The 24680-nt window shown below is 68.0% G+C and carries 27 protein-coding genes; 6 read left to right on the top strand and 21 right to left on the bottom strand.

Annotated elements, in window-relative coordinates:
- Positions 1-40: 40 nt before the first annotated feature.
- Genes AB0F43_RS31860 through AB0F43_RS31850 form a run of 3 tightly spaced genes read right to left on the bottom strand, consistent with a single transcriptional unit; the run spans position 41 to position 1157 of the window.
- On the bottom strand, positions 41-508 hold the full coding sequence (locus AB0F43_RS31860; protein WP_360485254.1) for a hypothetical protein: 468 nt from the start codon (positions 506-508) through the stop codon (positions 41-43).
- A complete protein-coding gene (locus AB0F43_RS31855) occupies positions 505-825 on the bottom strand; it encodes a hypothetical protein (RefSeq protein WP_360485252.1) in 321 nt (106 codons plus the stop codon). The genes AB0F43_RS31860 and AB0F43_RS31855 overlap by 4 nt, the downstream gene beginning before the upstream one ends.
- A 2-nt stretch (positions 826-827) precedes the next feature.
- The gene (locus tag AB0F43_RS31850) at positions 828-1157 is read right to left on the bottom strand and encodes a hypothetical protein (protein ID WP_360485249.1); all 330 of its coding nucleotides are present in this window, start codon (positions 1155-1157) and stop codon (positions 828-830) included.
- Between the two features lie 363 nt (positions 1158-1520).
- Here AB0F43_RS31850 and AB0F43_RS31845 point away from each other — a divergent pair, with 363 nt between their 5' ends.
- Genes AB0F43_RS31845 through AB0F43_RS31835 form a run of 3 tightly spaced genes read left to right on the top strand, consistent with a single transcriptional unit; the run spans position 1521 to position 2645 of the window.
- Positions 1521-1772, top strand: a complete 252-nt coding sequence (locus AB0F43_RS31845) for a hypothetical protein (protein WP_360485246.1) — start codon at positions 1521-1523, stop codon at positions 1770-1772.
- Entirely contained in the window at positions 1772-2206 is a 435-nt protein-coding gene (locus AB0F43_RS31840; protein ID WP_360485243.1) for an SAM-dependent methyltransferase, read from the top strand. The genes AB0F43_RS31845 and AB0F43_RS31840 overlap by 1 nt, the downstream gene beginning before the upstream one ends.
- Positions 2091-2645 carry an SAM-dependent methyltransferase gene (locus AB0F43_RS31835; protein WP_360485240.1) on the top strand — a complete coding sequence of 185 codons (555 nt, stop codon included), beginning with the start codon at positions 2091-2093 and terminating at the stop codon, positions 2643-2645. The genes AB0F43_RS31840 and AB0F43_RS31835 overlap by 116 nt, the downstream gene beginning before the upstream one ends.
- A gap of 58 nt (positions 2646-2703) precedes the next feature.
- On the opposite strand, the gene AB0F43_RS31830 is transcribed toward AB0F43_RS31835, so the two are convergent.
- Complete coding sequence (locus AB0F43_RS31830; protein ID WP_360485237.1) at positions 2704-2988, bottom strand: hypothetical protein; 285 nt, start codon at positions 2986-2988, stop codon at positions 2704-2706.
- Between the two features lie 134 nt (positions 2989-3122).
- Positions 3123-3311, bottom strand: a complete 189-nt coding sequence (locus AB0F43_RS31825; RefSeq protein WP_360485234.1) for a hypothetical protein — start codon at positions 3309-3311, stop codon at positions 3123-3125.
- A gap of 76 nt (positions 3312-3387) precedes the next feature.
- Here AB0F43_RS31825 and AB0F43_RS31820 point away from each other — a divergent pair, with 76 nt between their 5' ends.
- The 3 genes from AB0F43_RS31820 (at position 3388) to AB0F43_RS31810 (ending at position 5494) form a co-directional block, all read left to right on the top strand.
- Positions 3388-3873, top strand: coding sequence for a hypothetical protein (locus AB0F43_RS31820; RefSeq protein ID WP_360485231.1), 486 nt, complete (start codon positions 3388-3390; stop codon positions 3871-3873).
- Between the two features lie 164 nt (positions 3874-4037).
- A complete protein-coding gene (locus tag AB0F43_RS31815; RefSeq protein WP_360485229.1) occupies positions 4038-4532 on the top strand; it encodes a hypothetical protein in 495 nt (164 codons plus the stop codon).
- A 149-nt stretch (positions 4533-4681) separates the two neighbouring features.
- A complete protein-coding gene (locus tag AB0F43_RS31810; protein WP_360485226.1) occupies positions 4682-5494 on the top strand; it encodes a hypothetical protein in 813 nt (270 codons plus the stop codon).
- Between the two features lie 79 nt (positions 5495-5573).
- Here AB0F43_RS31810 and AB0F43_RS31805 read toward each other — a convergent pair whose 3' ends face one another.
- The 16 genes from AB0F43_RS31805 to AB0F43_RS31730 form a co-directional block, all read right to left on the bottom strand.
- The gene (locus AB0F43_RS31805) at positions 5574-6269 is read right to left on the bottom strand and encodes a hypothetical protein (RefSeq protein ID WP_360485223.1); all 696 of its coding nucleotides are present in this window, start codon (positions 6267-6269) and stop codon (positions 5574-5576) included.
- Positions 6270-6594: 325 nt separating this feature from the next.
- Positions 6595-6870, bottom strand: a complete 276-nt coding sequence (locus tag AB0F43_RS31800) for a hypothetical protein (RefSeq protein WP_360485220.1) — start codon at positions 6868-6870, stop codon at positions 6595-6597.
- Between the two features lie 21 nt (positions 6871-6891).
- On the bottom strand, positions 6892-7173 hold the full coding sequence (locus tag AB0F43_RS31795; protein WP_360485217.1) for a hypothetical protein: 282 nt from the start codon (positions 7171-7173) through the stop codon (positions 6892-6894).
- The gene (locus AB0F43_RS31790; protein WP_360485214.1) at positions 7170-9593 is read right to left on the bottom strand and encodes an amidoligase family protein; all 2424 of its coding nucleotides are present in this window, start codon (positions 9591-9593) and stop codon (positions 7170-7172) included. The genes AB0F43_RS31795 and AB0F43_RS31790 overlap by 4 nt, the downstream gene beginning before the upstream one ends.
- A gap of 290 nt (positions 9594-9883) precedes the next feature.
- On the bottom strand, positions 9884-10402 hold the full coding sequence (locus AB0F43_RS31785; RefSeq protein WP_360485212.1) for a hypothetical protein: 519 nt from the start codon (positions 10400-10402) through the stop codon (positions 9884-9886).
- Complete coding sequence (locus AB0F43_RS31780) at positions 10399-10668, bottom strand: hypothetical protein (protein ID WP_360485209.1); 270 nt, start codon at positions 10666-10668, stop codon at positions 10399-10401. Before AB0F43_RS31780 ends, AB0F43_RS31785 begins: the two co-directional genes overlap by 4 nt.
- A complete protein-coding gene (locus AB0F43_RS31775; protein WP_360485206.1) occupies positions 10665-11417 on the bottom strand; it encodes an HNH endonuclease family protein in 753 nt (250 codons plus the stop codon). The genes AB0F43_RS31780 and AB0F43_RS31775 overlap by 4 nt, the downstream gene beginning before the upstream one ends.
- 43 nt (positions 11418-11460) lie before the next feature.
- Positions 11461-12006, bottom strand: a complete 546-nt coding sequence (locus AB0F43_RS31770; protein ID WP_360485203.1) for a hypothetical protein — start codon at positions 12004-12006, stop codon at positions 11461-11463.
- Between the two features lie 295 nt (positions 12007-12301).
- On the bottom strand, positions 12302-14629 hold the full coding sequence (locus AB0F43_RS31765; protein WP_360485202.1) for a DNA translocase FtsK: 2328 nt from the start codon (positions 14627-14629) through the stop codon (positions 12302-12304).
- 531 nt (positions 14630-15160) lie between these two features.
- Entirely contained in the window at positions 15161-17311 is a 2151-nt protein-coding gene (locus AB0F43_RS31760; RefSeq protein WP_360485199.1) for a hypothetical protein, read from the bottom strand.
- A 64-nt stretch (positions 17312-17375) separates the two neighbouring features.
- Positions 17376-17981: a hypothetical protein gene (locus AB0F43_RS31755; RefSeq protein WP_360485196.1), complete on the bottom strand. Its 606-nt coding sequence runs from the start codon at positions 17979-17981 to the stop codon at positions 17376-17378.
- Entirely contained in the window at positions 17978-19099 is a 1122-nt protein-coding gene (locus AB0F43_RS31750; protein ID WP_360485193.1) for a bifunctional lytic transglycosylase/C40 family peptidase, read from the bottom strand. The genes AB0F43_RS31755 and AB0F43_RS31750 overlap by 4 nt, the downstream gene beginning before the upstream one ends.
- Positions 19096-21207: a hypothetical protein gene (locus AB0F43_RS31745; RefSeq protein WP_360485190.1), complete on the bottom strand. Its 2112-nt coding sequence runs from the start codon at positions 21205-21207 to the stop codon at positions 19096-19098. The genes AB0F43_RS31750 and AB0F43_RS31745 overlap by 4 nt, the downstream gene beginning before the upstream one ends.
- Positions 21204-23777 carry an ATP-binding protein gene (locus AB0F43_RS31740; protein WP_360485188.1) on the bottom strand — a complete coding sequence of 858 codons (2574 nt, stop codon included), beginning with the start codon at positions 23775-23777 and terminating at the stop codon, positions 21204-21206. Before AB0F43_RS31740 ends, AB0F43_RS31745 begins: the two co-directional genes overlap by 4 nt.
- Positions 23774-24334 (bottom strand): hypothetical protein, encoded by a 561-nt coding sequence (locus tag AB0F43_RS31735; protein WP_360485185.1) that lies wholly within the window; start codon positions 24332-24334, stop codon positions 23774-23776. The genes AB0F43_RS31740 and AB0F43_RS31735 overlap by 4 nt, the downstream gene beginning before the upstream one ends.
- Positions 24335-24349: 15 nt before the next feature.
- Positions 24350-24676, bottom strand: a complete 327-nt coding sequence (locus AB0F43_RS31730) for a hypothetical protein (protein ID WP_360485182.1) — start codon at positions 24674-24676, stop codon at positions 24350-24352.
- Positions 24677-24680 lie beyond the last annotated feature (4 nt).

Raw genomic sequence — 24680 nt, 5'->3', positions numbered from 1 at the left:
GTCAGGGCGTGTTGCGGGTCGGGCTGTTGGCCTGTCCGGGTCAGGGCTGGATGCCGGGGATGACGCCGAGCGGTGCAGCGCTGTGGGTTTCCGGCAGGGGTACGGCCAGCCCGATCGGTACGCCTGCGTGGACTACGGCGTGCAGGTTGAAGGCATGCTGCAAGCTGAGGACGGCGATGCCGGCTCCGCACTGCTGCAAGGCGCAGACCGTGTGAGGGTCGAACCGGTGGACCGGCAGAGTGCCGGCGGGTGTGTCCTTGAGCGCGTCGGCGAGGTACTGCAGGCCGTGGGTGACCTCGGACCCCAGCCGCATCCAGCCGCCGTCCAGGCCGTGAAGGAAGTCGCGGCGGATCACGAGCAGCCTGTTGGTCAGGTACTCGACGCCGTCGACCACCAGGGGCCGGACCTCGATCCGGGCGTCGGGATAGTGGGTGTGCCCGAACAAGACCTGGGCGTTCAGAGTCGGGGTGGTGGCGCGGGCGGTCGGGTGCATGACGACGGTGCTCACTGCAGTACTCCGATCCGGCTACGACGGGCGGGGCGCTGGGCCATGCTGGGATCGATCCAGCCGCTGAGCCTGCCGTGGGCGGCGACCGCGGTCGGGTCGGCTGCCATCGCGGCGAGCTCGGCGCAGGCGGCCGTCACGGCTTCGGCAACGCTGTCGCAGTCACCGATGAACCAGTACGGGTCGGCGGGCTGGCGGTCCTGCTCGTCGTCGATGTCGGCGCACCAGCCGCCCTGCGGCCGTCGGTGGATGTGGATCCGCAGCCGTACCGTCGGCGAGTCGGATCTCGGCGGGCTGATCAGGTCGATGAGCGCGGTCATGGTCACTCCTGCCCCGGCTCGTCGCCCGCCAGAGGACGCGCCGTTGCGCCGGCCAAGGTGGAGGGCACGGCCCGCTCGAGGACGTTGCGCGGGAACCAGGTCGTCTTGGGGATCTGCAGAGCGACACCAGGAATCGCCGGGGTGATCCGGCCGCCGGCGCAGAGGTGCTCCCAGACGGTCTGCACCAGGTTGCGCTGCGCGGTGTGGTGATCGGAGCCGAAGGCAAAGAAACCATGCCAGGCCGACGACGGGTCGGTGATCTCGGCCAGGTATCCATCGGCGCTCGGCAGCATCTGGATGCTTGCCTGCAGCTGGAGCGGCTGGTTGTGCATGTCCACCTCCTGAGTTGGCATATTCGCGTCTAGACAACATTGGCATATTCGCGTCTAGCTGGCAATCGTCGCCCTCGCTCATCTGAAATGAGTCCTCAAGATGGAGAAGGCCGAGATTTCGGTCTGTCTGTGACAGCCAGCCGCCAAAAATCTGGCCGCCTGGGTCCTGTGCTCCGCGCCGGCCGGCACCCGTCGCGCTCGCGCAGCGCCGGTTGCGAGTCGGTTACGCCGCGCGTGGCCCTCGCGACCCAGACGCCGATCCGCTGCTACGTTCGGTCTTGCGTTGCTACGACCGTTGGCGATCACGCCGCGGAGCCCGGGGCACAGACGAACACGAACGTCGTCCCTGGGAGATCGATAGCGATGCAGGTGAACTCAGCGCACCCCCGGACCGCGCCCGCGGCACTCCCCCACGAGAGCCTCGATGCGGTGCACTCCTCCACAACTTCTGCCCCTGAGGTGCGGGTACGGACGTGGCTCGGCGACCACCTGATCACCGACTTCACCGCGCCTGTCGAGGCCGCACCGCGACACATCACAGCGGTCTCCCAGCTGCTGTCACGGCTACGGCTCACGGTCGAAGCCGTCGGCACGCACTCGGCGGGCGATCGCTGATGGCTGACGAGACCAAGAGCGCGGTATCCGACAGCCCGCCGTCCGTGATCGGCGGGCCGACCGTTGCCAAGGTGTGGGATGCCCTGCTCGGCGGCAAAGACAACTGGGCCGGCGACCGAGAGTTGGTCAGCCGGGCGCGATCCATCGACTCAGAAGTTGCTGGCCTCGCCGGGGCGATTCACGACTTCCGCCGGCGTGCGGTCGCGCAGCTCGCCGGGCCGGGCCGCATCGATCAGTTCATCGAATGCGGCCCCGGTCTGCCCACCTCAGATCACAACACTCGCGACGTCGTCCAGAAGATCAATCCCGTGGCCCTGCGTGCTCTACGTGGATCGCGATCGCCACGTCGTCTCACACGCCCGCGCGCTCATGGCGACCAACGAGCTCGTCCGAGTGATCGATGCGGATCCGCTGGACGCCGCGGCCGTGCGTAAACACCCTGATGTCGACGGCTTCATCGACTGGGAGCGCCCGGTCGCCGTCGTCAACACCGTGCTGCTGCCCTTCAGCGCCGGTCAGGACCGCGGTCCCAGCGAATTCCTGGCGCAGTACGTCCCCGAGTTGACGACCGGATCGCATTTGGTGATGGCGTTCTTCGCCACCCCGCAAGATGAGCTGCCAGGCCCGGAGACGGTCGCGCGGCCGCTGGACCGCAGGGCCGATAAGCTCACGGACCTGTTCACCACCAGCCATCTCAGCGGCGGCCGGTTCCTCCCAGTCTCCGAGATCGCGGCGATGCTCGAGGAACTAGGTCTCGTGGAGCCTGGCCTGACGTACTGCGATCTGTGGCCCGATGACCGCACCGACGAGACATCTGCCAACTCGATTCGCCGGTGCGCGTTCGCTGCCGTGGCTCGTGTACAACAGGCCTGACCTCTTCACCGACATCTTTGGCGACACTCGGCCCGGTCTCGTTGGACCGCAGCGGAGCTCAGTCAGGTGCTGAGACCTGAGAACGGATTGGCGTGGGCCGGTTGGTGACCCACATGTAGTTCTCATCGTGAGGGTGCACCACGAGACCGTTGGCAGCGAGCAGGTGCACCACCGCCCTGCGCTCTGGGCCCAGGCCGATCAAGACGCCCTGGATGTGTTCGCCGGTCCGTTCGTCGCGCCATACCTCGGGGTCTGTCTCGATCTCAAGATCGTGCCGACTGATTCCGGCCGCGTCGACCATGGCGCGGACCTGTGGCGCGGTGAGTGGCTCGCGATCGGTCACGGTTCCACTGTAGGGGAGCGTCCGCGCACATGTGAGGGGTTCGCAAGTCGTGGCTGCCTGAGATCTGCGGGCACCGCGGGGAACGGTCGCCGGGCCCGGGTGGCGCGCACTGGGATAGGCAGCACTGGTCCTCGTCACCCGTGGCGGATCACGCGGTCCAGTTCTATCGATCCGTCGCAATGCTGCCACCACAAGAGCCGGGCGCTGCAGGTGCTTTCGTCTTCACCGCGCAGCGGATCCGGGCGCCGCTGACGCACGGTGGCGATGGGTCGCGCGGGCGGGATGGGTATAAGCGGCGCCGGTGAGACGATCACGAGCAGCATGACCACGGCAATGTGTCACCGGGCCCGATGGTGGGCGAACAGACACCAAGTCAAGCCCGGCGGTACGTTGCGAGGCATGGCGTTCGCTAACCTGCGTCCCGCACTCGCTAGCTTCGATGCAGCAGTGGCCGCGTTCGGCATGCCACTGATGACGTACGAGGTCGAGATATTGCGCGCACCACACCAACAGCGCCGAGACCTCCCCTCAGGCCATGGCGCCGTTTACGTCTTCGCGCTCGCCGGACATGTCGACTGCCCCGCGGGACCCGGCCGAGTCCTTAAGGTCGGCCGGGTCAGCGCCAGCTCCAACAATCGCTTCCGTTACCAGCACTACTCCGCGACGGCTGCCCCGTCGACGTTGGCCCGTTCATTGGTCAAGTACCAGCTTTTGTGGCCGTGGTTAGGAGTCGAGCACCTGGACGCCAGCACGGTGCATGCATGGATGCACGCCAACCTCGACCGCGCCAACGTCTACCTGAGCCCTGGAGACCTCGACCAGCTCCCGAGCCTGGAGATGTACATCCGAGCGCACGTCGGGTCGGTGTACGAGGGCTCCGCCTAGAACCCCTGCGCGAGAGGAGCTTCGCCAGACATTCGACCAATTAGCGCCGTGGTGGCGCGATGCTCGAGAACTCGAAACGCTCCCGCTCAAGATAACGACGGCGCTGGCTGACACCGCCCTCTGCCGGCGCGCGAGTCCCCCCGCCCACGGCTTACGATGTCGGGGTGGATGCCGCCGTTGTCCTAGGCGCAGCTATCGCACTGACCGGTGCCCTCCTCGGTTCGCTGGTCGCTCCCTTGCTGCAGGGGCGCCTCGCCGATCGGACGATGCTGCGCAAGGAGCGCATGGTTCTCTATGCAGAGGCCATGCTGCACGTCCACTTCATCCGCCAAAGTTTGCGCTCGCTAGTGGAGCCGTACAGCACCTCCGGGACGGCGCGAGAACACACGCAACGCGATGAACTGAAGCGGGTGCCAGATCAGACAACCGCACGGATGCGGCTCATCGCCCACAGCGCCGTCCGAGAGGCCTGGCTCGAGCTTCTGGAAGCCGACGAGGGCTTGAAGTTCAATCTCGGCGAGGATCGCCCAGACTTTCGACAAGCCGGCTCGGACCCAATGGAGGCCCTCGCGGCCGACTATCCGTCTGTGATCCGCCTTCACGCAGCGAGCGATCACTTCGAGAAAGTCTGCCGTAAAGCACTTCGGGTGAAGGACTGATCACCTGCAGGGCGCGCGACCGCGAGCAATTCTGGAAATTGCCGGCGGACTGAAGAAGCTACCGAGTACTGCTGCGTACCTGGCAGCTCAAATCCGCGGACGCGCAGCACATCTGTTCACGGAACACCGTTGAGTGGTTGGAGACAGCAGTGGACGAGATCCGCAGGGCCCCAGTGGCCAGCTCGAGCGAGTGTCTGATCTGCGGCGCGCTCGACGACCTGACCGTCGAACACATCGTCCCGCAGACTCTCTGGAACCGGTTCGGTATCGATCCCGACCGCGAGGACCTCGCTCGCTTTCGGACGGCGCTTTGCTATCCGCACAACAAGGCGACCAGTGTCCTCCACGAGCGGACCGAGATGATGGAGCTCATCGAGACTGGCGATCCCGTCACGCGAAAGACTCTCCTGCACCTCGGGGACTGGGCCGTGTGGGTGACGCTGCTGCTCGGCCTCGCGCGTGGCACTGGGGTGCTGGGCACCGACGCCAGCAGGACGATGCTTTTTCGCCGGTTCGACACCGACCAAGCCGGCACGCCCAAGGGTGTTCGCGTGTACGCGGCGCGCGTAACCGAGTACGTCGAGCCGGCTGAGCCTCATGTCCCCTCATACGCTCTCGCGCTACGCGGAGACTCACGGGTCCTGCTTGACCAAGCCGGCAAACCCTGTGGATTCAGTGTCCGAGAGGGACCGATCAACGCCTCGGAGTCGATCGGCCTCGGAAAGGTCGTGCTGCTCGTCGTCGGCGAGACCTATTCTTCCGGTCCGGATCACCTCATCCGACTCGACCAAGCCGCTGCTCGCGTCGGACTGCAAAGAATTCTTCCGCTCAGCAACTCTTTGCCAGCTCTCAAGCCGACCACCATCAGCATGACCGCCGTCAGCAAACTGTTCACCGTCGTGCCCCTCGGCGCCGACCTGAGCCTCATGCCTAGGGCGATCCAAGAGTTGGCCTCGCCGTAGAGCTCTTCGAGGCTCGTCTCATCGAGGAGATGGCCGCTGCGGAGGCCGGTATGCAGATCGACCGACTTTCTCGCGGGTATCACTCGTGACGGATGACGCGGTCCAGTTCGATCGACCCGTCATCTAGCTGCCACCACAACAGGCGGGCGGCCGCAGGGGCATTCGTCTTCACCGCGCAGCGCCAGGCGGTCGCGCGGTCGGCGCGGGTCATCGGAGCGGATCCGGGTGCCGCTGAGACACGGTGGCGATGAGTCGCGCGGCCGGGATGGGTGTAGACGGCGCCGGTGAGGACATCGACGATCACGCGGATGATCCGGGCCCGGGGCACCAGATCGATGTCCAGTGAGGCGATCAAGTCAGCGCCGACCGTGAAGTCCCGCAGTGGGGCCTGCCCACGTTCGGGCTCGGGCACCGTTTCGAGCCAGCACAGGTGGAGTTCATGACGCAGCTGGCGGACGGGATCCGCGTACACCGGCACTGGCGGGGCGGTGAGTTGCGCATGTTCGGCCTGCAGCCGCTCGAGCTGATGGCGCAGGCGGCATCCTTCGCGCTCGGCGGCGTCGGCTCGGTGCTCCGCGGCCTCGGCGCGGCGTTCTGCTCGAGCCGTGTCTTCTTGGGCGCGCGAAAGATCTCGGTGCAGGCGGCGCAGTTTCTGTCCGCGGACCGTGCTCGGCTCGCTCCCCCACCCATCCTGGTCCGCCGCAGGTTGCCATCCTTCAAGCGCGTCCGTGATCTGTGCCAGCGGGACGGCTGGGTCCGTGTCCTCGAACGCCAAGATGACCGGGTGCTGTTGAGGGCCGTGCGACAGCGACAGTTGCGGCCAGTAGATCCGGGCCGCCCCTCCGTACACCCGGAGTCCTTTGGGTAGCAGGTCGGACAGTCGCAGCACAGCGGCGCTCGAAGCGAGTATTCGGATATCGGCCAGGCCTTGGATGTGCGGCGGGAGTTGGTCGGGGTGAATCCGTGGCCCGCTGCGGGTGCCGGCCGGTGTGATCAGCAGGATCGGGCGCTGTCGGGCCGGGGCGACGATCTCGTCGACGAGGCCCGGTACCTGGGAGGGTCGGACCTGCCAGGTACCGGGCGATGCGGCGTGGGTGGGCTCAGACACGTTCGCCCGCGGCAACCAGACCTCCGGTCAGTTTGCCGGCGACTTTCCACGCCGCGCATTCGGTGAACGCCGGGCATTCACCGCAGCGTTGGGCAGCTTCGATGAGGTCGCGCTCGGAGCCGATTCCGTCGTACGGACCTGGATTGAGGATGCACGGGACGGTTTGGCCAGCGGCCAGCGCTGCGCCGATCTTGTCGTCGAGCCTGCGCTTGATGGCGGTCTGTTCCTCGGTAAGTGCGGTCTTCTTGAGGTTTCGGGGCTTGGCCATGAGGTCCTCCTTTTCGACAGGTCAGTGATGGGATTTGCGGGTGCGCAGGGCGATCCAGGTCAGTGCGCCGGCGATGATCAGCAGGCCGGCCAGGACGACCAGGCGGGCCGCGTCGAGCCCGATGCCGCTCAGGCCTGGGAGGGGAATCACGGGATGTTCGACGAGCAGGCGGTGCTGAGTGAGCCAGCCGGCGACGTCGGTGCGGAAGCTGCCCGGCCCCAGACAAAACAGCGCGATCACGGCGCCCGCGCCGAGGAGCACTTTGAGCAGGTCGAGCAGGTCGTTGTCGTTGTCGTTGTTCATCGCATCTCCGGGGTCGGGTTGTCCTGGTAGGTGCTGACTGCCCAGAGGGCAGCGATCTGCCGCTTGTCGTCGTCGCGGCGAAACAGCCGGTCGATGAGGTGGCGGATCGGGGCGGTCGTGACGGGGTCGAACCACTCACCCGACGAGCGCAGGACCTTCCGCCGGTGCGTGCCGGCGCCGAGGCGGTTGCGGGGTTCCAACGGCGAGATCGCGTGGTGGGCCGAGTAGCCGGTCAGTGCCAGGGCGAGCTTCACCTGGGCCTGGATGCGTCCGGGCTGCAGTGAGGCGTCGAACAGGCGGAACTCCAGATGGGAAGGTTGCGGGTCGTCTGGGTGAATGTCGGTGAAGCTGACCATCGAGGCGTGAGTGCTGGTTTCGAGCGCCTCGGTCACGGCGCTGAACCCGAGGGCCGGTGGTTGCTGTGGTGGACGGCAGAACTGTGCGATCCGGGAGCTGGTGTGCGGGTTGGAGGCCATGCGGTACAGGTCGTCTTCGGCAACGAGCAGTAGCCGCAGCAGACTCGTGATGGCGGCGGCGTTGGTGGCGAAATCGGCGGCGGCCACGTGGACGTGGCAGCCGGCTCCCTCCGCGGCTGCCCCCTGGGTGGTGACCTGGGCGCAGATGGTGGCCAGGTCGCGCCAGGTTTGGGGGGTGTCGCTGAGGATCGGTGAGACGATCTCGCCCGCGACGGTGGCGTCGGTCTCGAAGATCCAGCCCGTTTGGCTGTAGCCGCTGTCCTTGGCTGCTCCGTAGTTCTGGATGGCCGGGTCGTTCAAGATCCCGTGGTCGTGCAGGGCTTTGCCGATGTGTGCATTCAGGATCTCTGTGGCGCTGGCCTCCTCCCCCGCTGCGTTGGTGTGGGTCTGCCGGTAGCCGTGCTGCCAGCCGTGGCCGGCGAGGTAGTGGCTGGTCTCGACCTCGCCGAGGTTGAGACCGGGTAGGCAGTCGTCGGCGTGGCCCGGATCGGCGAGGCGGCCTGTCGAGTACTCCACTTCGATGCCGAAGGGCCGGTTCTCGCCGTATCCGTAGATGGCGGGCGTGGCGGTCAGGAAGGGCACGCCGCCGTGCTCGTCGCCGCGGCGGGTCAGCGCAGCGCGGCAGTCGGCCGCGAAGCGCAGCGGATCGTCGCGGTAGTTGAACGTCGATACATCGGGCGCGACTGTCGGCTTGTCGGCGTTGAGTGCCGCGGCCGCCCGGTAGGCCGTCAGGTCGGCGGGTGCGGGGGCTGGGTCGGCGGGTGGGGTGAGGTGCGCCTCGAGCAGTTGCCCGGCGATGGTGAGGTGGCCGCAGTTGCGGGCTTCGCGGAACGTCATGCAGGAGCACTCGATTCGGTCGAGGGTGAGCTGCGGTCGGTCGGCGAGCGCGACGATTGCGATCCCGTCGACGACGCCGGGGCCTGGGTGAGGCAGGGGCGGCGCGGGCTCGGTGTCGATCGGGCTGCTGCAGGTGATGTGGACGGGCAGTTCCGCGACATGCCCGGCGGCCAGGAGGTGGGCGACGTCGTCGGCGGCGATGGTGCGCAGCGTGGCGCCGGCGTGTGCGACCTGGACGAGCTGGCCGCCGGCCAGGACGGGCGGTGCGGCTGGGCACACGTGGGCGAGCGCGGTGGCGCGATCGCAGTTCGGGCACCGAAGGGCGAAGCCTGTGCTTTCGGCTCCGACCTGGTTGCGGAAGCGGTGGCGAGCGAGGCTGGACAACTGGGTCAGTGCCAGGCGCGAGTCGCCGCTCGACAGTGCGCTGGCCAGGTCGGGCGGCACCAGCCGGAACGGCGCCACGCTGCCGTCGGGTTGAAGGACCTCGAGGCGGCAGGACATCGGGTCATAGCCGAACAGGAAGCCCGAGAACTTAGGAATCGCGTGGGGGTGGTCGGTGACTAGGCGCCGCGGCGTCCGGGGGCCAGCGGATCGGCGCAGCTGGTCGAAGGCGTACCGGGTGGATGGGTCTTGTGGCAGTCCCCAGGTCGTTGCCCGCTCCTCCCATGGGGCTCGCCGCTGGCGTCCGCGTGGTGCTCGGTCGCGTAGCGCTTGGAACTCGGCGGTGGTCTCGGCGAGGGTCTGTCCACGGACGGCCGCCAAGGCGGCCAGGCGCCATTGAATTGCTGCATGGGCGCGCAGCGCACTCCCCCGCAGCTGATGCAGCGACCACGCCAGGGCGGGTTCGAGCGGACGGTCGAGGGCGACGGTCAGCCGGCGCTGCAGGCCATCGCGCCGCTGGGGCTTGATCGTGGGGTCGCTGTCCAGGTCGGCTTGCAGCTTCGTCCGCAGGCTGGTCTGGAGGTGATCGGCCTGGTCTACCGGGACGGTCGCTCCCTGGCGCCGGAGCTGGTGCACGATCGACTGCAGCTGGGCGTCGCCCAGCCCGATGTCGCGTTTGACCAGTCCGATCGCGACGGTCCCCAGCGGGTGTGTCCGGCCTGACACGTGGTGTTGCTCCTTCTTCGGCGCCCGCTCGGCGAGGGGCTCTTATCTGAAGAAGGCCCTGATTTGAGCCGGTCTGTGACAGATCTGGACAAAAGTCATGGAGACCGTCGCGATGAGCTGACTCAGGAGCGCGGCCTTCCCGATCGGCAACTTCCCCGACGGCTTCCACCTCCCACGCGAGAACGTCATCGAACCCGGAACCGGGCATCGGTACGGGTGGACCTTCTCGGGCATCGACGTGCCACAGGGCCGCATCGTCGGCATCGTGTGGGACTACTAGCGAAGCAACCTCACCTGACGCCGGCCCGATACGCGGTCGTTGCCCCGGCTTCGCACAGCGACAGCAGGTAGCTGTCGGCGTCGCTGCTGTGCAACCAGCGGACGTTGCCGATCGGGGCGGGCGCGGTGGTGAATGGCGCGTACACCACGTCGACCAGGGTCAGCGTGACCGCACAGTCCCACAGCGTCAACGCGAGCGGCACCCACGCCGGGTTTCGCAGCGCCTCGTCCTGGCGGGCAGGCAGGGCGCCTCGATGGGCGGCGACGCGTGCAGCGGTCAGGGCATGGGCAGTCGACATGGCGTGACGGGTCCGGGCAGCGGCCCGGGCGGTCTCGGGTCCGCCGAGCGGGTAGTTGTCGATGAGGGCCGCCAAGACGGCGTCGGCGTCGACGCCGTAGACGCGGGTGCCGGGTTCGATCAGTTCGTAGGCCCAGGCCAGTTCGCCAGGGTGTCGTGGTGCGATGGGACAGCCGCTGGGATCGTGGGCCAGCTGGTGCTCCGGGATCCGGACGAAGCCGTCGGTGATCATCTGGGTCTCCCGTGGAGGGGTTCGATCAGGTGGGCCGCGGTCTGTGGGGGCTGGTAGCCCGGGCGGTCGACGCGGAGGTCAGCGGGTAGGCCGAGGAACGTGTCCTTGCAGCCGGTGCAGGTGAGCAGGTAGCTGGGTAGGCAGCAGACCCAGTGGATGATCCATTCGGCCTGCGGCGGGTCGCGATGCTCGATGTAGAAGCCCTCGCAGGCCGGGGCAAAGTTCTCGAGCAGCTGCTGGTCGAGCTCGCTGATCGTGGCGGTCATCGGGTTGCCCGGGTGGGGCGGCATCCTGCGACGAGTCGGCTCAGGGTTGTGCGCTCGGTCGCGGTGATCGTCAGGTGCCAATGGGCCTTGATCGCGATCCATCGCAGCGCGTAGGTGCAGCGGTAGTCCTTGTTGGGTGGTAGCCAGCCGTCGGGCGGAGCGTCGCCCTTTTGCCGGTTCAGTGATGCCGACACCGGCATCAGCTCGAGGGTGAGGTCGCCGGCGAACTGCTCACGCTGGGTCTGGGTCCAGGTGGCGGCGCCTACCCGGATGGCGTGGCCGAGCGGCACGACGTGGTCGATGTCGACCAGCGATCTGCCGCGCTGGAACGAGATCGGCTGGCCTGAGTACGGGTCGTCGAGGATGCCGGACTGAACGACGCAGGTCGAGCCGGGGCGGAAGACTCGATCGCGCAGAGCCCGGGCCAAGGCCTCGTTGCGCTGGTCGCAGCCGGTGTGGTCGACGTCCTTCCATGCGCTCCCGAACCGGTCTCGCGGATCCTTGACCCGGGGGCCGCGGACGGCGGTGGTCAGCGCGGCCAATTCGGCGGCGCCGGCGCGGATCTGCTCGGCGGTCGGGCGACCGGGTGTAGCTGGCGCTGGGATCGAGGTGGAGGGCCTAGGTGTGCTGGTCGGCAAAGCGGTCGGCGTGGTGTTGGGGTGGGTTGCTGGGTTCGCGATCGGGATGGTGCAGCCCGCGGCGAGAAGCAGCGCAAAGCTGAGCGCGGCGATCCGGAGTGGCAGGTGCATGCGTCGTCCTTCGTGATTCGTGAGGGAGAGCCCGGACGGGCTGTCAGGCGAGTGGCGTCAGGCAGAGCGTGTCGGGGCCGGTCCACGCGGGAATCCACTCGCCGGGCATCACCCGGGTGGTGAAGTCACTCAGCACGTGGTCGTCGACCTTCCGGCTGGCGCTGAAGCTGATCTTGATCGCGTCAAGTGCACCGTCTGGCCGATAGGTGGGAGTGACCTGCGGATTGCCTAGTGAGGCGGCTCCGTCGGTCAGAGTGCGCCGGATCGTGTCCAGGCCCGCCTGGATGAGCGCTGCCTGGTCGGCCTTCGCGATCCGGATCGCGGCCGGGTCGTCGATGTCGCTGTCGCAGATCCAGGGCTGGCGCAGCCGAGCTGACACTCGAGTGCTCAGCTGGTCGAGGATCCCCGGGATCTGGGCGATGGGTTGCGGTGTGCGCACCTCGACGGCCTCGAGAACGCCCGTGTCGTAGTTCCACAGCGGGCGCACGGTGATGTCGTCCCCGAGGAACCCGCGGATGGCCGCGGTCAGCGCAGGAAGGCTCAGGTCGTCGCCATGGGTGGCAAGTGCCGGTAGGTGTTTGCGTCGCATCAGCCTTCCTCTGGATTGGTGTCGTCGGCGGGCGTTGGTGCGTGCTCAGGGTTGGCGCCTCTATCAGCCGGACTCGCCGTGCTGGCCTGGCTCCGCGCAGCGCTGAGCGAAGGTTCAACATGGTTACCGCGCATGGGGGCGGCGGTTTCACTACTTGATGTGCGGATGGCGGACCCACCGCTGCGAAGGGCGGGGCCTCCGTACGGCCGCTGGGGGACGCGGGGCCTGGAAGGAGCCGCGTGGCCGTCGGCCGCCAACTCGGGGCGGCACGGCGATCTGCTTGCTCGGGCCACGGTTACTGTCCTCGCAAGGTGGTTATGAACTCTTCCAGGTCTTCCGGCTTCACCAGGACGTCTCGTGCTTTGGATCCCTCATTGGGCCCGACGAGACCGCGGCTCTCGAAGATGTCCATCAACCGGCCGGCCTCGGCGAAACCGACTCGCAGTTTGCGTTGCAACATCGCGGTCGACCCGAACTGGGTCGAGACGATCAGCTCGGCGGCATGAACGACCAGGTCGATGTCGTCGCCGATCTCAACCTCTGCTGCTGGGGGTGTTGCAGTCGTGGCGGCTTCGTCGTTGGCGGCCTCGCGCGCCGGACAGCGTCGCTCGATCATTTCCTCGGCCGAGATGGTGATGGTTCCGCCGTCGCCGTTGTCGTCGCGCCATTCGACCCCGAACGATTCGCCGTCGCTGAAGACTCTTTCGACGACGACCCACTCGTCCTCGTGCTCGATCAGGTCGCCGACCTCGAGTTCCTCGGCAGAGGCAGGTTCGGGTGGGTCGTAGCCGTCGTCTTCTGGCTCGACCTCGGTGTAGCTGGGTTCGGGGATGACCGGTTCTGGCGCGTCGGGGAGGGTGCCGTAGGGCACGAAGGAGGAGTGGATGATCGCGTCCCAGATCAGGGGCCGGCCTTTGCTGTCGACGCGGGTGAGCCATTCCTCGTCGAGCGCGACCTGCATCCGCGGGTAGGTGACCTCGTCGGGCCACAAGGCCTCGAGCAGTTCCAGGTCGGCCTGGTTCTGGGTGTGCTGGGCCTTGCGGGGGTCGGGTGTCCACAGCACCTGGGCCTCGACGTACTTGTCGTCGTCGTCGACGCCGGTGCAGCGTCCCTTGATCTTTCGGGGAGCGGTGACTCCGACGTGGTAGCTGTCCCACATCATCTTGGCGCCGTCGGGGAAGAGCCGGCCCAGCGACAGGCGTGCCTTGAAGTTGTCGCGCGCCTCGCCCGTGAGGAAGTCGGCGTCGGGTCGCTGGGTTCCCAAGACCAGGTGAATGCCGGCGGTCCGGCCTTTGCGCACGAGCGAGAACAGCTTTTCGAAGACGGGGCACTTGCCGGTCGCGCCGGTCGGTTTGTTGCGTGACCACCACTCGGTGGCGGCCCCGAACAGGTCGCGGAACTCGTCGACGATCAAGACGACGCGCTCGAAGTCGTCTTCGTGCGCTTCGCCGGCAACGATCTGGGCGTAGCGCTCTTCCATCAGCTGCCACGTCGAGTAGATGACAGCCATCTGTGCTTCGAGGTCTGTGGCGACGACTTCGATGTTCGGCCAGTCCCGCAGACCGAGGAACTCCACAGCCTTGGGGTCCACCACGCGAACGCGCCATCCCCGGCGGCTTGCCTCGACCGCGACGCCTTGGATCGCGACGGTCTTGCCGGTGTTGGTGGCACCGACGATCAGCAGGTGGCTTTGGTCTCGCGGTTCCCAGACGATCTGCTGACCGTCTTCGCCGATCGCCAGCGGGATCCGCCACCGGTTGGCGTCGGTGATCGGTTCGACCGGCCGTGGAATGGAGTGATCCAGGATGGGCCGTTGCTCGAGCACGAAGTGGTCCTGCTCCACGTTCCAGCGGGTTCGCCAGCGGCCGGGCAGCATCGTGGACAAGATCCGTTCGACCTTGGCCTGGTACATCGGGCTGGCGACTTTGGCCGAGGCCCGGTGGTGCACCGTGACGGCGCGCAGCTGCTGCTTGTCCTCGTCGGCCCAGTCGGGCTCGATGGTGGCGTCGGCGCCGACGAGCTCGGCGAGCAGGCTGGTCGCGCGCTGCAGGGTCGGGTGCTCCAGCAGGGTGGGCTTGTCGACGACGGGCGCAACCGAGCGGGTCAGAACGAGCCGGCGGCGCTTCAGGTCGTGTTTCCGGATGGCCAGGGACATGTCGAGCCTGGATTCGCACAGGGCGACCATGGCGGCTGTCCAGAAGGGGTCGACCTTCACCTTCAGGGGGTAGCGGACGACGATCCGGGTCGGGTCGGGGTAGACGATTCCGCGCCAGCGGCGCAGCTTGACCTCGCACAGCAGCTTGGTCTCGTCGAAGATCGCGGTGGCCAGCTCGGCGGCGCGGCGGCGCTGATGGTTACGTCGCAGACCCAGGACCGCGCGGCCGGTGGCAAGGCCGAGGCCGGCGGCGACGGTCTCGGCGATCTGTACGGCATCGGCGCCCAGGATCTGCGCGGTGCCGCCGGCGGCGGTGGTCAGGCCGGCCAGGGCGACGACCTGGGCGATCCACGGCCGCTCCGAGATGTGGTTCATCGGAGGCGTGGCGATCTCGCGGCCTTGGTAGGTCTGTTCTTCCGGCTCGACCGTTGTGGTCGTGCGGCGCCGCGGGGACTGCGCTGCCACCATTGGCCGCCCTCTCCTTCGGGATCTGTGCTGTTACCCGGAGAAGGCTGGTTTAAGGGCCGGTCTGTGACAGAGCAGCAGGGCGAAAAATTCGCTTCAGCTCCGGCGGCCCGGGTGGGTCGGGCCGGTTCGTGGCGGGAGTCGCCCGGGATGTCTGGTATCGCCTAGCGCTCGCTGATGCCTAGGTCAGCCCTGGCGTTGGCCTAGTCCTCGTTCCATACCAACCCTGGTATAGCCCTCGCCTAGCTGTAGCGCTTGCCTATCGCTGGTGTATTTGCTTACGCTGATGCCGCGTTCGAGCGCAAGCGAGAGGCGCTGAGGTATCAGCGCCGCCCCTCCCCCACCTCCCACTGGTCCCGCCGGCTGGCCCTTTGTTTCCGGCGGTTTCGACCGTGATGAGCTCGTCTTCTGGGCCCAGTCCGCCCGCCCGTACGACCGAAAATGCGATGGGCCCGACCGCGGTGATGCCGCGGGCTCGGGCCCATCGAACAGGTACCTGCGTGACCGGCGGACGTGCCGCCCGGTCGGGTCTGGCTAGCCGGCGTCGCGCACCGGTGGAGCCAGGTCGACGCTGAGGTGGTCGGTCCAGGCGGCGTAGTCGGTTCGCGCCTTCAGTGCGGTGGCCAGCGTGTCCGGATCGATCGTCGCCGCGGCGATGATCGCGCCGTTGGCGTCCTTCTTCTGTGTCTTGATCACCTTCTGCACCGCCTTGGCGATCGCCTTGTCGCGCGTCTCGCGGTGCATCCGCTCCGCGGCCAGCAGCAGCGATTCGCTGCGGCCGCGGCCCTCGCCGATGGCGATCAGGCGGGCTCGCCAAGTCAGTCTGGGCTGCCGGATCCACTGAATCGGGCCGAACACCGGGGCCGTGTTCGCCATCTGGCCGGCCGCTCTGAGCGCATCGCGGCGCCGTGCGGCCGACTGCATCAGCCAGCTGCAGTACGCGAAGACAGACAGCCCGGTGAAGCCCACTGCGGGGAACCACTCGCCCCAATGGCCGAGCAGGTTGACGCCGGCGGCAACCATCGCGGCCATGAGCGACAGCGCCCGGTACCCGTAGGCCTGCTCGCCGAGGCGGCGGCGCAGGTCGGCCTGGTGGGAGGTGGCAACACCGGCCAGTTCGATCACCGCCAGCGCCGGCGCCATGGCGAGGGCCTGCACCCAGGTGGGCCAGCCGCCCCCGATGGTGATGTGGTCGAGCGCGGCCCACACCTGTCCGATGAGCGCGAACAGCGACGCGGTTCCGTAGAAGGCGTACTGGAGCTTGGCCGCGCCGGTGATCTCGGTGGCAGGCACCGAGTGGCTTGCCACGGCAGGCTGCGCCTGGCCGAGCGTGCCATTCGCGTGTGCCGTGCTCGCCACGATGGCCGGTTCATCGTCTGCGACCGGTGGCGTGGCGCGCGGCTGCTGCCGCTCGGCAGGTGTGGCAAGGGCGGGACCGGCCTGGGATCCGGCCGCGGACAGTTCGGTGCTGGGTGCGGTCTGCGGCGCCGTGGGTGGCAAGGGCGCAGTGTCGGTCCGGTCAGCTGGTGGCAAGGGTGCCGCGGGTTCGTCTGAGGTGGCTGGCAAGGGGCTTGCCACCGCGACGTCCGTGGTTACGGGTCCCTGGACGGCGCGAGGGGCCTGGCGCGGTCGTGCGTGCTGCTCGCCGGCACCCCAGGCTGCGGCCAGTTCGGATGCGAGGTCCTGCAGGCCGAGTGAAGGGTCGGGAACGATCACCGGCGCCTCTTCACGATCCTGCAAGGACCGGGGCGGTGCGGTTGCCTCGATGGAGGCTGGTGCGGGCTCTGAGGGGGCCTGAGGCGCCGTAGAGGGCGGGTCGTATGGCTGCGCGCCGGCGTCGGCGGTCGCGGCACGCTCAGGCCAGCCTGTCGCGCTGCTCCGGGTGGGCTGGGCGGGCCCGGTTGGCCCGGGCCAGGTGCTGGGCGCGACATCGGTGGGGTGAAGGTCAAATCCGGTCGTGGCGGTGCCGGTCTTGCCGGTCACGCCGCGACTGCCGGGGTGCTGGACGTGGCCGGACCGGCCGACTGGGACCTGGCTCGTGCCACGGGAGCCACGGGCGGTGTGCTGTGCCACGGCAAGATCGGCGTGGCCGGTGCTGCCATCCGGTCCCGTCTGTGGCGTCGGCGGCACGGACGGCACGGTGGTGGGGGCTGGGCTTGCCGCCGGTGCCGGATGAGGGCTGGCCACGCCTGCCACGGTCTTGCCATCCCTGCCATTGGCACCGGTGGCACGCTCGTCGAGAGCTTCCGTGGCACGGGTGGCACCTTCCTCCGTGCCATCGGCTCGCAGATCCGCCGTGGCGACGGCTTCGGCCGGAGCGCCGGCCGAGGGGCTCGCCGGGGAGTCGGTGACGACGGTCAGCTTGGTGGAGTCGGCGGCCTCGCGTACCTCGCGGAGGCGTTCGCGCCACCAGCGCGGCGACCAGGCGAAGTGCTCGGCCATCGTGTCGCCGGTGAGCTTGTCAGGGCCCCGCAGCTTCTCGCCCTGGTCCACGGCGATGCGGATGATCGCGCGGCCGGCTTCCTTCTGTTCCTCGTGGGAGCCGCCGGTCAGGTCGTCCTCGACCGTGCCGAGCGATTCAGCCCACTGCGGGCGTGTGCTCGCCGTGGCGGTGGTCTCCTTGCCCTTGTCAGTGGGCTGGTCACCGGGGACGGGCTTGTTGCCTTCGAGGGTTGCCACGCTCATGGGTTGGGTGTCTCCGTGGTCGTCGGGATGACTGCGATTGGGTGCGGTGGCGAGCGGAGCGGGCTCAGGTGATGCGCTCAACGGCCCACCTTCCTGAGGTGGAGGTCAGGCGGACGATGCTGCGCTGGCGGTCGACCGGTTGTCCCGCGGGGGTGGTCGCGCACCAGATCGCGGTGACGTCGACGATGGTGGGCGCGGTCTGGTCGTTGCCTGGGGCGGCGACCGAGGCGCCTTGCAGGTGGGGGTGGCTCCAGCCGCCGGCTTGCAGGTCGGCGGCCAGGGCTGTCCAGGCGATAGCGCGGGTGGTTTTGGCCGTGGTGGCGTCGACGGTGGTCAGGCTGGCCTCGTCGAGGGTGCGCTGGATCAGGCTGTCGGGGATGGCTCCGGCCATCGGGTCGCCGTGGCCCGTCGACGTCGCTGCCGAAGGTGAGACCGTCGGCACTGGCTGCTGGGTGGTGCCAGTTGCGGGCGTCGGGGCCGGCAGATTCTGGGTGGGCGACGTGGAGATGGTCGGTGTCGTCGTGGACGGCGCTGGATGGGTGGTGGGCGGGGCGGTGATCAGGGACAGGCCGGCGGCCGTGAGTGCCACGGTGAGGGTTCCTCCGGCGGTCAGCCACCCGATCGCCTTGAGCCGCCTCGTCCGGTCGCCCGCGGGGGTTGGGTTGGTCATGCGAGTCGCACCGCCCCCGCGTAGCTGTCGCTCCAGATCGGCTCGACCCGGACCTGGGTGCCGGGCCGCGGGGCGTTGACCATCTGCCCGTTGCCCACGTAGATGCCGACGTGGTGGATTCCGGTCCGCGAGCCGGGGATGAACCCGAAGAAGACCAGGTCGCCCGGCTGCAGGGCAGCCACACCGGCCGAGGCGGGGATCTGTTGCTGCAGCAGTGACTGTGCCGCGGCGGTCCGTGGGAGGTTGATGCCGATCTGGGCGGCGGCGTAGGTGCTCAGGCCGGAGCAGTCGAATCCGGTGGTCTTGCGGCCGTCGGAGCCGCCGGGGCTGCAGCAGATTCCCGTCGATGGGCCGGAGGCGTTGCCGCCACCCCACGAGTACGGGGTACCGACCCATTTCATGGCTGCCGCGACGATCACTGCACCTTTCGGTGAGCCCGGAGGCAGGTCAGCTGTGGGGGCGGAGACATCGAAGGTGGCGATCGCCTCGGTGACCTTGCTGACATACGACCAGGACTGGTTGTAGCCGTAGAGCGCCTGGCGCAGGGTTTCGGGAGTGGAGAAGTCTTTGTCGCCGGTTCCGCACAGGTGAACGACTGCACCCGCTGCGTTGTCGAACACGTTGTGCGGATCCTTGATCGAGTCGTTGTTGCCGTCGCGGCCGTAGACGCGCCACGAGCTCGGGATGAACTGCAGGACGCCGACCGCGCGGTCGAAGTTGGTGTCGCGGTCCCAGACACCCTGGTCGGTGTCGTTCACCGGGGTCAGGTTTCCGCCGGCACCGGATCCGTCCAGGGCCGGGCCGATGATCGGCGGGGTGACGTCGCCGGCTTCGCTGATCGCGTGGCCGGCGGCGTTGTTCGACTCGATCTGGGCGATGCCGGCCAGGATCTGCCAGCGCAGCCCGTGGCAGTTCGGAAGCGTCTTCGCGGCTCCTTCGACGGCCTGCTGATAGGCCTTGAGCAGGATCGGCGACACCCCCGGGACATCGCCGGGCGGCTTCGCCTCGGCGATCGAGCCGCGGCCCAGAAGGATCGTCAGCATCGACAGACCGACGAAGCCGACGACCGCGATGCCAGCGACGGCGGCGATGCCACCGGCGACGATCAGCTTCTTCACGAGTCACGCTCCTCGGGGCTCAGGGACTTCAGATAGGTGCGCATCTGGTCGGCTCGGCGCCGCTGGACGGGCCGGCGCGGCCCGACTCGGGGCACGACCGCCGGAACGGTTTCTGGCTGCCGCCTGGGGCGGGGTGTGGCGGCTATGGTCGCCTGCGGGGGCTGGGGGTCCGGGTTGTGCGGTCGCCGTACCGAGGTGGGCGCGGCGGTCTTGCGGGCCTGGACGGTCGTGGCCAGCAGGCCTGCGGCCGCGATCGCCGGGTGGCTCTTCTTCAGTGCCGCCGTGCCGGCCTTGGCCGCGGTCTTCGCGGCGAACTTGACCGGTTTCGATCCGACCTTCGATCCGGCCTTCGCCACTCCACGGCCGGCGGCCTTGGTGTTGTCGCGGTAGGTGGCCGCGTAGTCCTTGGCCGCCGCGAGCTTGGTCTTCATTGCCTCGCGGCGTTTGCTGCTGGCCGCGGACCATTTGCCGGCCATCGATGCCGCGGCGGCCGGATAGCTGACTGGCGCGCCGATGGTGTACTTCGCCGCGGTCCGGCCCGCCTTGCCGATGCCCTTGCCAGTGGCCACGGTGTCTCGGCCGATCCCGAGGACTTCGCGGCCGACCGCGCTCTGCTCCATCTTGCCGCGGGCCTTGCCGGCCAGACCTTTCATCTGTGCACCGCCGCCTGAAGCCGCGGGCGCATCCCTGGTCTGGTCGCCGTGTGATCCGGTCGGGGTCGCCGGCCGGATCTTCGGCGGCGCGGACCAGTTGCGCACCGATGGGTTGGTCGATGACTTGGTCAAGGTGTTCATCAACCGGGCCGTTTCGCCGACGTTGACGTTGCGTGCGGCCTCCGAGGCCCGGTTGAACATCTCGGCGAACCGGGCCGAGACCTGCTGGTGGTTGCGCCACAAGCGCCACAGCACGACCAGGCTGACGAGCAGGAGCAGGTCCGCGACGATGAACCGCGCGATCAGGGCGATGTTGGCGTTGGCAGCCATGACGGACTTGAGGATGTAGAGGTAGCTGCACAAGAACACCAGCAGGATCGGGATCAAGATCAGGTGGACCAAGACGTCGGCCAGGCTCTTGGCCAGGCCTCGGCGAGATGTCCCGGGGATCAGCCCCACGATGGTGTGCCAGATCAGCTTGAGTGCCGCCCATCCGGTCAGGGCGACGCTGGCCATCATCAGTAACGCCAGCAGACCGACGACGAGTGCGAGCAGCCCGCCAGACGGGATCAGGAAGCCCTGGGTGGCGAGCTGGTCGGGCCCGGGGCTTTCGGCGTACTTCTTGTAGGCCTCGTTGCACTTGCCGATCTGGTCGCGGCCGGCGGAGTCGCGGCCGTAGGGACCGGCTTTGAGGACCTTGTCGTAGATGTCGACGCACTTGGTGTCGCTGTCGATGTTGGCGCCGTAGTTCAGGAGCTGGTGTGGCTGGCGAATGAACGTGTCGATCAAGACGCCGGAGGTGTTCTGCTTCAGTGACGCGGAGTCGCTGCTGCTGGTGGCGCCGTTGCTGGTGACGACGTTGGCGATCTCGATGCCGGCTTTGCGGGCGCTGTTCAGCGGGCCGTTGGGGGACGTGACCCAGGTGACCGGGTGGGCCAGGCCGGTGGTGGCCAGGGCGAGGATCGCTGCCGCGATCCCGAACTCGACGCCGGCGCGGCCGTAGTGGCCACGTGCGATGAAGATGCCGACACCGAAGGCACCGAGAATGACTGCGGTGGTCAGTAGGTTCGAGGGCCCGATGATGTGGGACTCGATGGAGTCGCCGATCGCGGCCAGGGGCTTGGTGAGCAGGTCCATCCAGCTGAAGGAGACCGTCCAGTTCAGCAGCCAGGCGATCATCCCGATGAACCAGCGGTAGATCTCCCAGGCGATGACGATCAGGAACGACCATCCGGACTTGCCGGGATCCGTCCATCCACCCTGATCGATGTTCAGCTCGTACTGGCTGATCTTGATGCCGTGGGTGTCGGTGAGGTCGAACGGCGACAGTCCCGGCGCGCTGCCCGGTGCGCCCGGGTCGGCGCTGGCCGTGCCGGCGGTCACGATCAGCAGGAGTGCCGCTGTAGTGGCGATCATCGCGGCCGTCCGTACGCCGCGGGGCAGGTTGAGGTTCATCGCAGCGCCCGCTTCGGGGTGGTCAGGATGGTCTCGCGGCGCTTCTCGTTGAGCGGCAGCATGACCTTGATGCGGGCGAATCGGTTGAGTGAGTCGCGCATGATGCCTTCACCGCGGCGCTCGGGGCGCACTCCCCCGTTGGAGTTGCTGTACTCGTTCTCGTCCTCGACCGGCGAGGTCTCCTCGGTGATCAGCTTGACCAGGTCGGGGTCGGTCGGATCGAGGCCGAGCCAGCGCAGGGCCTTCTTTGCCAGGCCGACGTCGCGATGGCGCAGAACGATCCGGACCGGGATCAGCGCCGCCAAGGTGCTTCCGCCCATGTCGTTCTCGAGGTCTTGGGATTTGTCGGTGCGCTGCCCGAAGTCCTCGTCGGGGTTGTGGCTGCCCAGCACTAGCCCGGCGGCCTGCCGGCGGCCTTGACGGACGAAGTCCTTCAGGACCTCTTCGCCTTCCGTCGAAGCGGTAATGGCGTGAGTCTCGTCGACCGCGAACAGCGCGGGATCGGTCGGGTCGCTGCAGCAGATCTGTTCGGCGATCTTGGCGATCAGGCCGAACAGCGCGCGGCCAAAGAGCTTGTCGAGGCCGAGGTTGCGGGTTAGGTGAGCGTTCAGCAGTTCGTCGCGGGTCGGCTGTTTGGTGCCGTGGGTCCAGAACACGATCGCGCGCGAGTCCAGGTCGAGCGGCTCCAGGGTCGGGTCGAACACGATCCTGGCCACGCCCGCCTCTGGGGTGTCGAGATCGGCGAACACGTCCATCCGGCTCGCCAGCTCTTTGGCGCCGGCCAGGTCGCAGTCCGAGGTCAGGTGCGCCAGGAGTCCACCGAGGGACTCGATGCTGTGGCTGGCGAGGTAGGTGGGCTTGAGCAGGTGAGACAGCAGCAGGCCCTCGGGCCCGAGGAGTTCGATGTTGAGCAGCATCGCCAGGAACGACTTCACGATCGGGATGCCGTCGATCGGGCCGAACAGCCTCAGCGGATCAAGACCGACCGTGGGGTTGCGGACGTTGACGATCGTTGCCCCGGACACCGAGGACGCGAACGTGGCCCATTCCCCCGTGCGGGTGCCGTCGGTGGCAACGAATCGGCCGCCGCGATCGACGACATCGCCGGTGATCTTCTTCATCGCCACCGATTTGCCGGATCCGAGCTCGCCGCAGATCGCGATCGAACCGGAGATGTCGCGCTCGGAGTTGCCGGTGATGTCGAACAGCACCGGGGTCGGTCGGGGGGTGGTGATGTTGAGCGCGAACATCGCGCCGTGCTTGTCACCGATCTCTGCCGAGATCACCGGCATCGCCACCGACACCGAGGCTGCCGGCGCGATCAGCTGCTTCTCCCTGACCAACGGCAGCTGCGCGAGCGAGTAGCCCGGCATCGTCGCCTGCCACTGCTGCGTCTGGCCGCCGGGCGGGCGAACGACCTTGAAGCCGTTGTCGCGGAAGTAGGTCTGGACCGCGACCGCGGCCTCGTTGGCTTCCTCCGCCGTGGCGCCCGAGCAGACCAGTACCGTCGCCGAATCGACCTCCACCTCCTGGTCGTTGGCCAGCATCAGGTCCTCGTAGTCCTGCATCGCCATCAGCGAGCGGTGAAGCTTCCCCGACGACGTCGTGTCCTGTGCCCGCTGCCCGACCTGGTCCTCGAGGGTGTTCTTCGCGCGCTTGTTGCGCCGCAGAACCTCCTGCTGGGTCCGCACCCGGCCGCGGATCGCCCAGTCGACGTCGACGCCGGACTCATCGATGCGCCCGAGGAACTCGCTGCCGATCTCGGCCACGCCGTGCGGCGGCGTGTCAGCCAACGTCAGCAGCGACTGGTAGGCCACCTCCTCTGTGTCGGCGGTGACCTTCAGGTACCGGCGTGCCATCGGGTTGAACAGGGCCCGCGGCTTGAGGTCACTGTGCGCACCCTCATCGAGAACCGGGGAACCCAGCGCGCCGGCGCCGTGCGTCAGCAGCTCCTCGGTGATCTGACGGTCGTCGATCGGCGACGGGAAACCGTCGAACACTCCCCTGATCTGGGCCCTGCGGTGCAGCCAGATCTGCTCTGCCGCGGTTGCCGACGTCGCAAAGAACGCCGGCGGGAGCTGAGCGCGGATCTCCTCGGCCCGGGCGAGATACCGGCGCGCGGTGCTCCGCCCGACGCCGTCGCGCGGCAGGCCAAGAGCGTCGATCAGGCCGTTCCAGGCCACCCGTCCAGAAGCCTGGACAAGACCGGCTGCACCACCGACACGCAACGGGACGGACAGATAGAACAGACGCTGCTCGATCGGGTTCTCGGCCAGCCGCTCGAGGGTCTCGTAGCACTCCTCTGCCCAGGCCGGGCAGCTTTCGAGATCGACACCGTGCAGCATCGCGTCCACAACCTGCGTGGGGTCCTTCGGGGCCAGCACTCCCTGAAGGAGAAACTCGCCCCGCAGCGCCCGGAACAGCTGGGTGTGATGATCGCGCACCGCCAGCTTGTCTCCCAGCGACTGGTAGCCGTACGGCAATGGCCTCAGACGCCAAGTGGCCCAGACCGTGCCGTCACGGCAGAACGCCAGCTGGTCGACGAGATTCATGATCGGTGCGCGTGTCATCGCTGCTCCCCTTGCTTGATCGAGGCCAACAACGCCTCGACACCCGTGTGGCGTACGGCGACCGCAGGCCAGACCATTGGCTGTTGAACGGCGGGCTCGACGTCGACAGCCGGCAGCTGCTGTTCCTCGGCGGCCGGCGTGGGCTCGGTCTGGATGGTGCTGAGTTCGCGGCACTGCACGACCACATGGCTGCGGATGCGCACGGGTTTCGGGACGGTCACTCGACGCCCGTTCGACTTACCCCACCGCGGCTGGGTCGTGGCGATGAACAACCCGGCAACCCACAGCAGCGGGTTGCGGTCGTCGGGCAAGCGCCCCGATACCCAGCCGATGCCGACGGCTGTGAGCAGCGTGAAGCCGATGTTCAGAACCCAGCTGCCGGTGTCCCACAGTCCACGCGTGCCCCACATCACGCCCGCGGTGATCGGCACGACGAACGCCTGGACGAGGGTGTAGGGCCCGCCCTTGATCCTGGTTCCGTCGTGGGTACGGCCGATCAGCAACGGGACGTGGCGCGCCGCGGTGAACCAGCGGACTCCCCGGACTTCCTTGGCCATGTCGGGTGCTCCGGATCAGATTCCGGGGCGCGGGTCGACGTGGACGGTGACTACGGCCGGCGCGCCCTTCTCCAGGTCCTCGCCGACCTTCTTGCCGCCCCATTCGAGACCGCCGTTGACCAGCCAGATGATCACGAAGCCGGTCACGGCCGCGGACATGATGGCGGTGATTGTCCGCTTGATGATCGCGATGCCGACCACGATCAGCAGGCCGACCACGGTGGCTGCCACCTTTGCGAGGGTTCCGAGTTCGCCGACAATGCGGTTCGCCGTGCCGAGGATTCCCTCTCCGTCGTCGATTCCGAGGGGCAGCATGGCCGCCGCCGTGAGCAGGTTGTGCATGGTT

It is taken from the genome of Kribbella sp. NPDC023972 (genome assembly GCF_040639075.1).
Lineage (GTDB): Bacteria > Actinomycetota > Actinomycetes > Propionibacteriales > Kribbellaceae > Kribbella.
This window is presented reverse-complemented; position numbering and strand designations above follow the sequence as displayed.

What these genes read in the sequence shown, in the direction of transcription:
- AB0F43_RS31780 (WP_360485209.1), bottom strand. Translation starts at nt 10,668, where the DNA reads ATGACCGCCACGATCAGCGAGCTCGACCAGCAGCTGCTCGAGAACTTT.
- AB0F43_RS31850 (WP_360485249.1), bottom strand. Translation starts at nt 1,157, where the DNA reads ATGCACAACCAGCCGCTCCAGCTGCAGGCAAGCATCCAGATGCTGCCG.
- AB0F43_RS31760 (WP_360485199.1), bottom strand. Translation starts at nt 17,311, where the DNA reads ATGAGCGTGGCAACCCTCGAAGGCAACAAGCCCGTCCCCGGTGACCAG.
- AB0F43_RS31735 (WP_360485185.1), bottom strand. Translation starts at nt 24,334, where the DNA reads ATGGCCAAGGAAGTCCGGGGAGTCCGCTGGTTCACCGCGGCGCGCCAC.
- AB0F43_RS31730 (WP_360485182.1), bottom strand. Translation starts at nt 24,676, where the DNA reads ATGCACAACCTGCTCACGGCGGCGGCCATGCTGCCCCTCGGAATCGAC.
- AB0F43_RS31795 (WP_360485217.1), bottom strand. Translation starts at nt 7,173, where the DNA reads ATGAACAACGACAACGACAACGACCTGCTCGACCTGCTCAAAGTGCTC.
- AB0F43_RS31765 (WP_360485202.1), bottom strand. Translation starts at nt 14,629, where the DNA reads ATGGTGGCAGCGCAGTCCCCGCGGCGCCGCACGACCACAACGGTCGAG.
- AB0F43_RS31800 (WP_360485220.1), bottom strand. Translation starts at nt 6,870, where the DNA reads ATGGCCAAGCCCCGAAACCTCAAGAAGACCGCACTTACCGAGGAACAG.
- AB0F43_RS31825 (WP_360485234.1), bottom strand. Translation starts at nt 3,311, where the DNA reads ATGCTGCTCGTGATCGTCTCACCGGCGCCGCTTATACCCATCCCGCCC.
- AB0F43_RS31740 (WP_360485188.1), bottom strand. Translation starts at nt 23,777, where the DNA reads ATGACACGCGCACCGATCATGAATCTCGTCGACCAGCTGGCGTTCTGC.
- AB0F43_RS31840 (WP_360485243.1), top strand. Translation starts at nt 1,772, where the DNA reads ATGGCTGACGAGACCAAGAGCGCGGTATCCGACAGCCCGCCGTCCGTG.
- AB0F43_RS31820 (WP_360485231.1), top strand. Translation starts at nt 3,388, where the DNA reads ATGGCGTTCGCTAACCTGCGTCCCGCACTCGCTAGCTTCGATGCAGCA.
- AB0F43_RS31745 (WP_360485190.1), bottom strand. Translation starts at nt 21,207, where the DNA reads ATGAACCTCAACCTGCCCCGCGGCGTACGGACGGCCGCGATGATCGCC.
- AB0F43_RS31845 (WP_360485246.1), top strand. Translation starts at nt 1,521, where the DNA reads ATGCAGGTGAACTCAGCGCACCCCCGGACCGCGCCCGCGGCACTCCCC.
- AB0F43_RS31755 (WP_360485196.1), bottom strand. Translation starts at nt 17,981, where the DNA reads ATGACCAACCCAACCCCCGCGGGCGACCGGACGAGGCGGCTCAAGGCG.
- AB0F43_RS31775 (WP_360485206.1), bottom strand. Translation starts at nt 11,417, where the DNA reads ATGCACCTGCCACTCCGGATCGCCGCGCTCAGCTTTGCGCTGCTTCTC.
- AB0F43_RS31770 (WP_360485203.1), bottom strand. Translation starts at nt 12,006, where the DNA reads ATGCGACGCAAACACCTACCGGCACTTGCCACCCATGGCGACGACCTG.
- AB0F43_RS31785 (WP_360485212.1), bottom strand. Translation starts at nt 10,402, where the DNA reads ATGATCACCGACGGCTTCGTCCGGATCCCGGAGCACCAGCTGGCCCAC.
- AB0F43_RS31855 (WP_360485252.1), bottom strand. Translation starts at nt 825, where the DNA reads ATGACCGCGCTCATCGACCTGATCAGCCCGCCGAGATCCGACTCGCCG.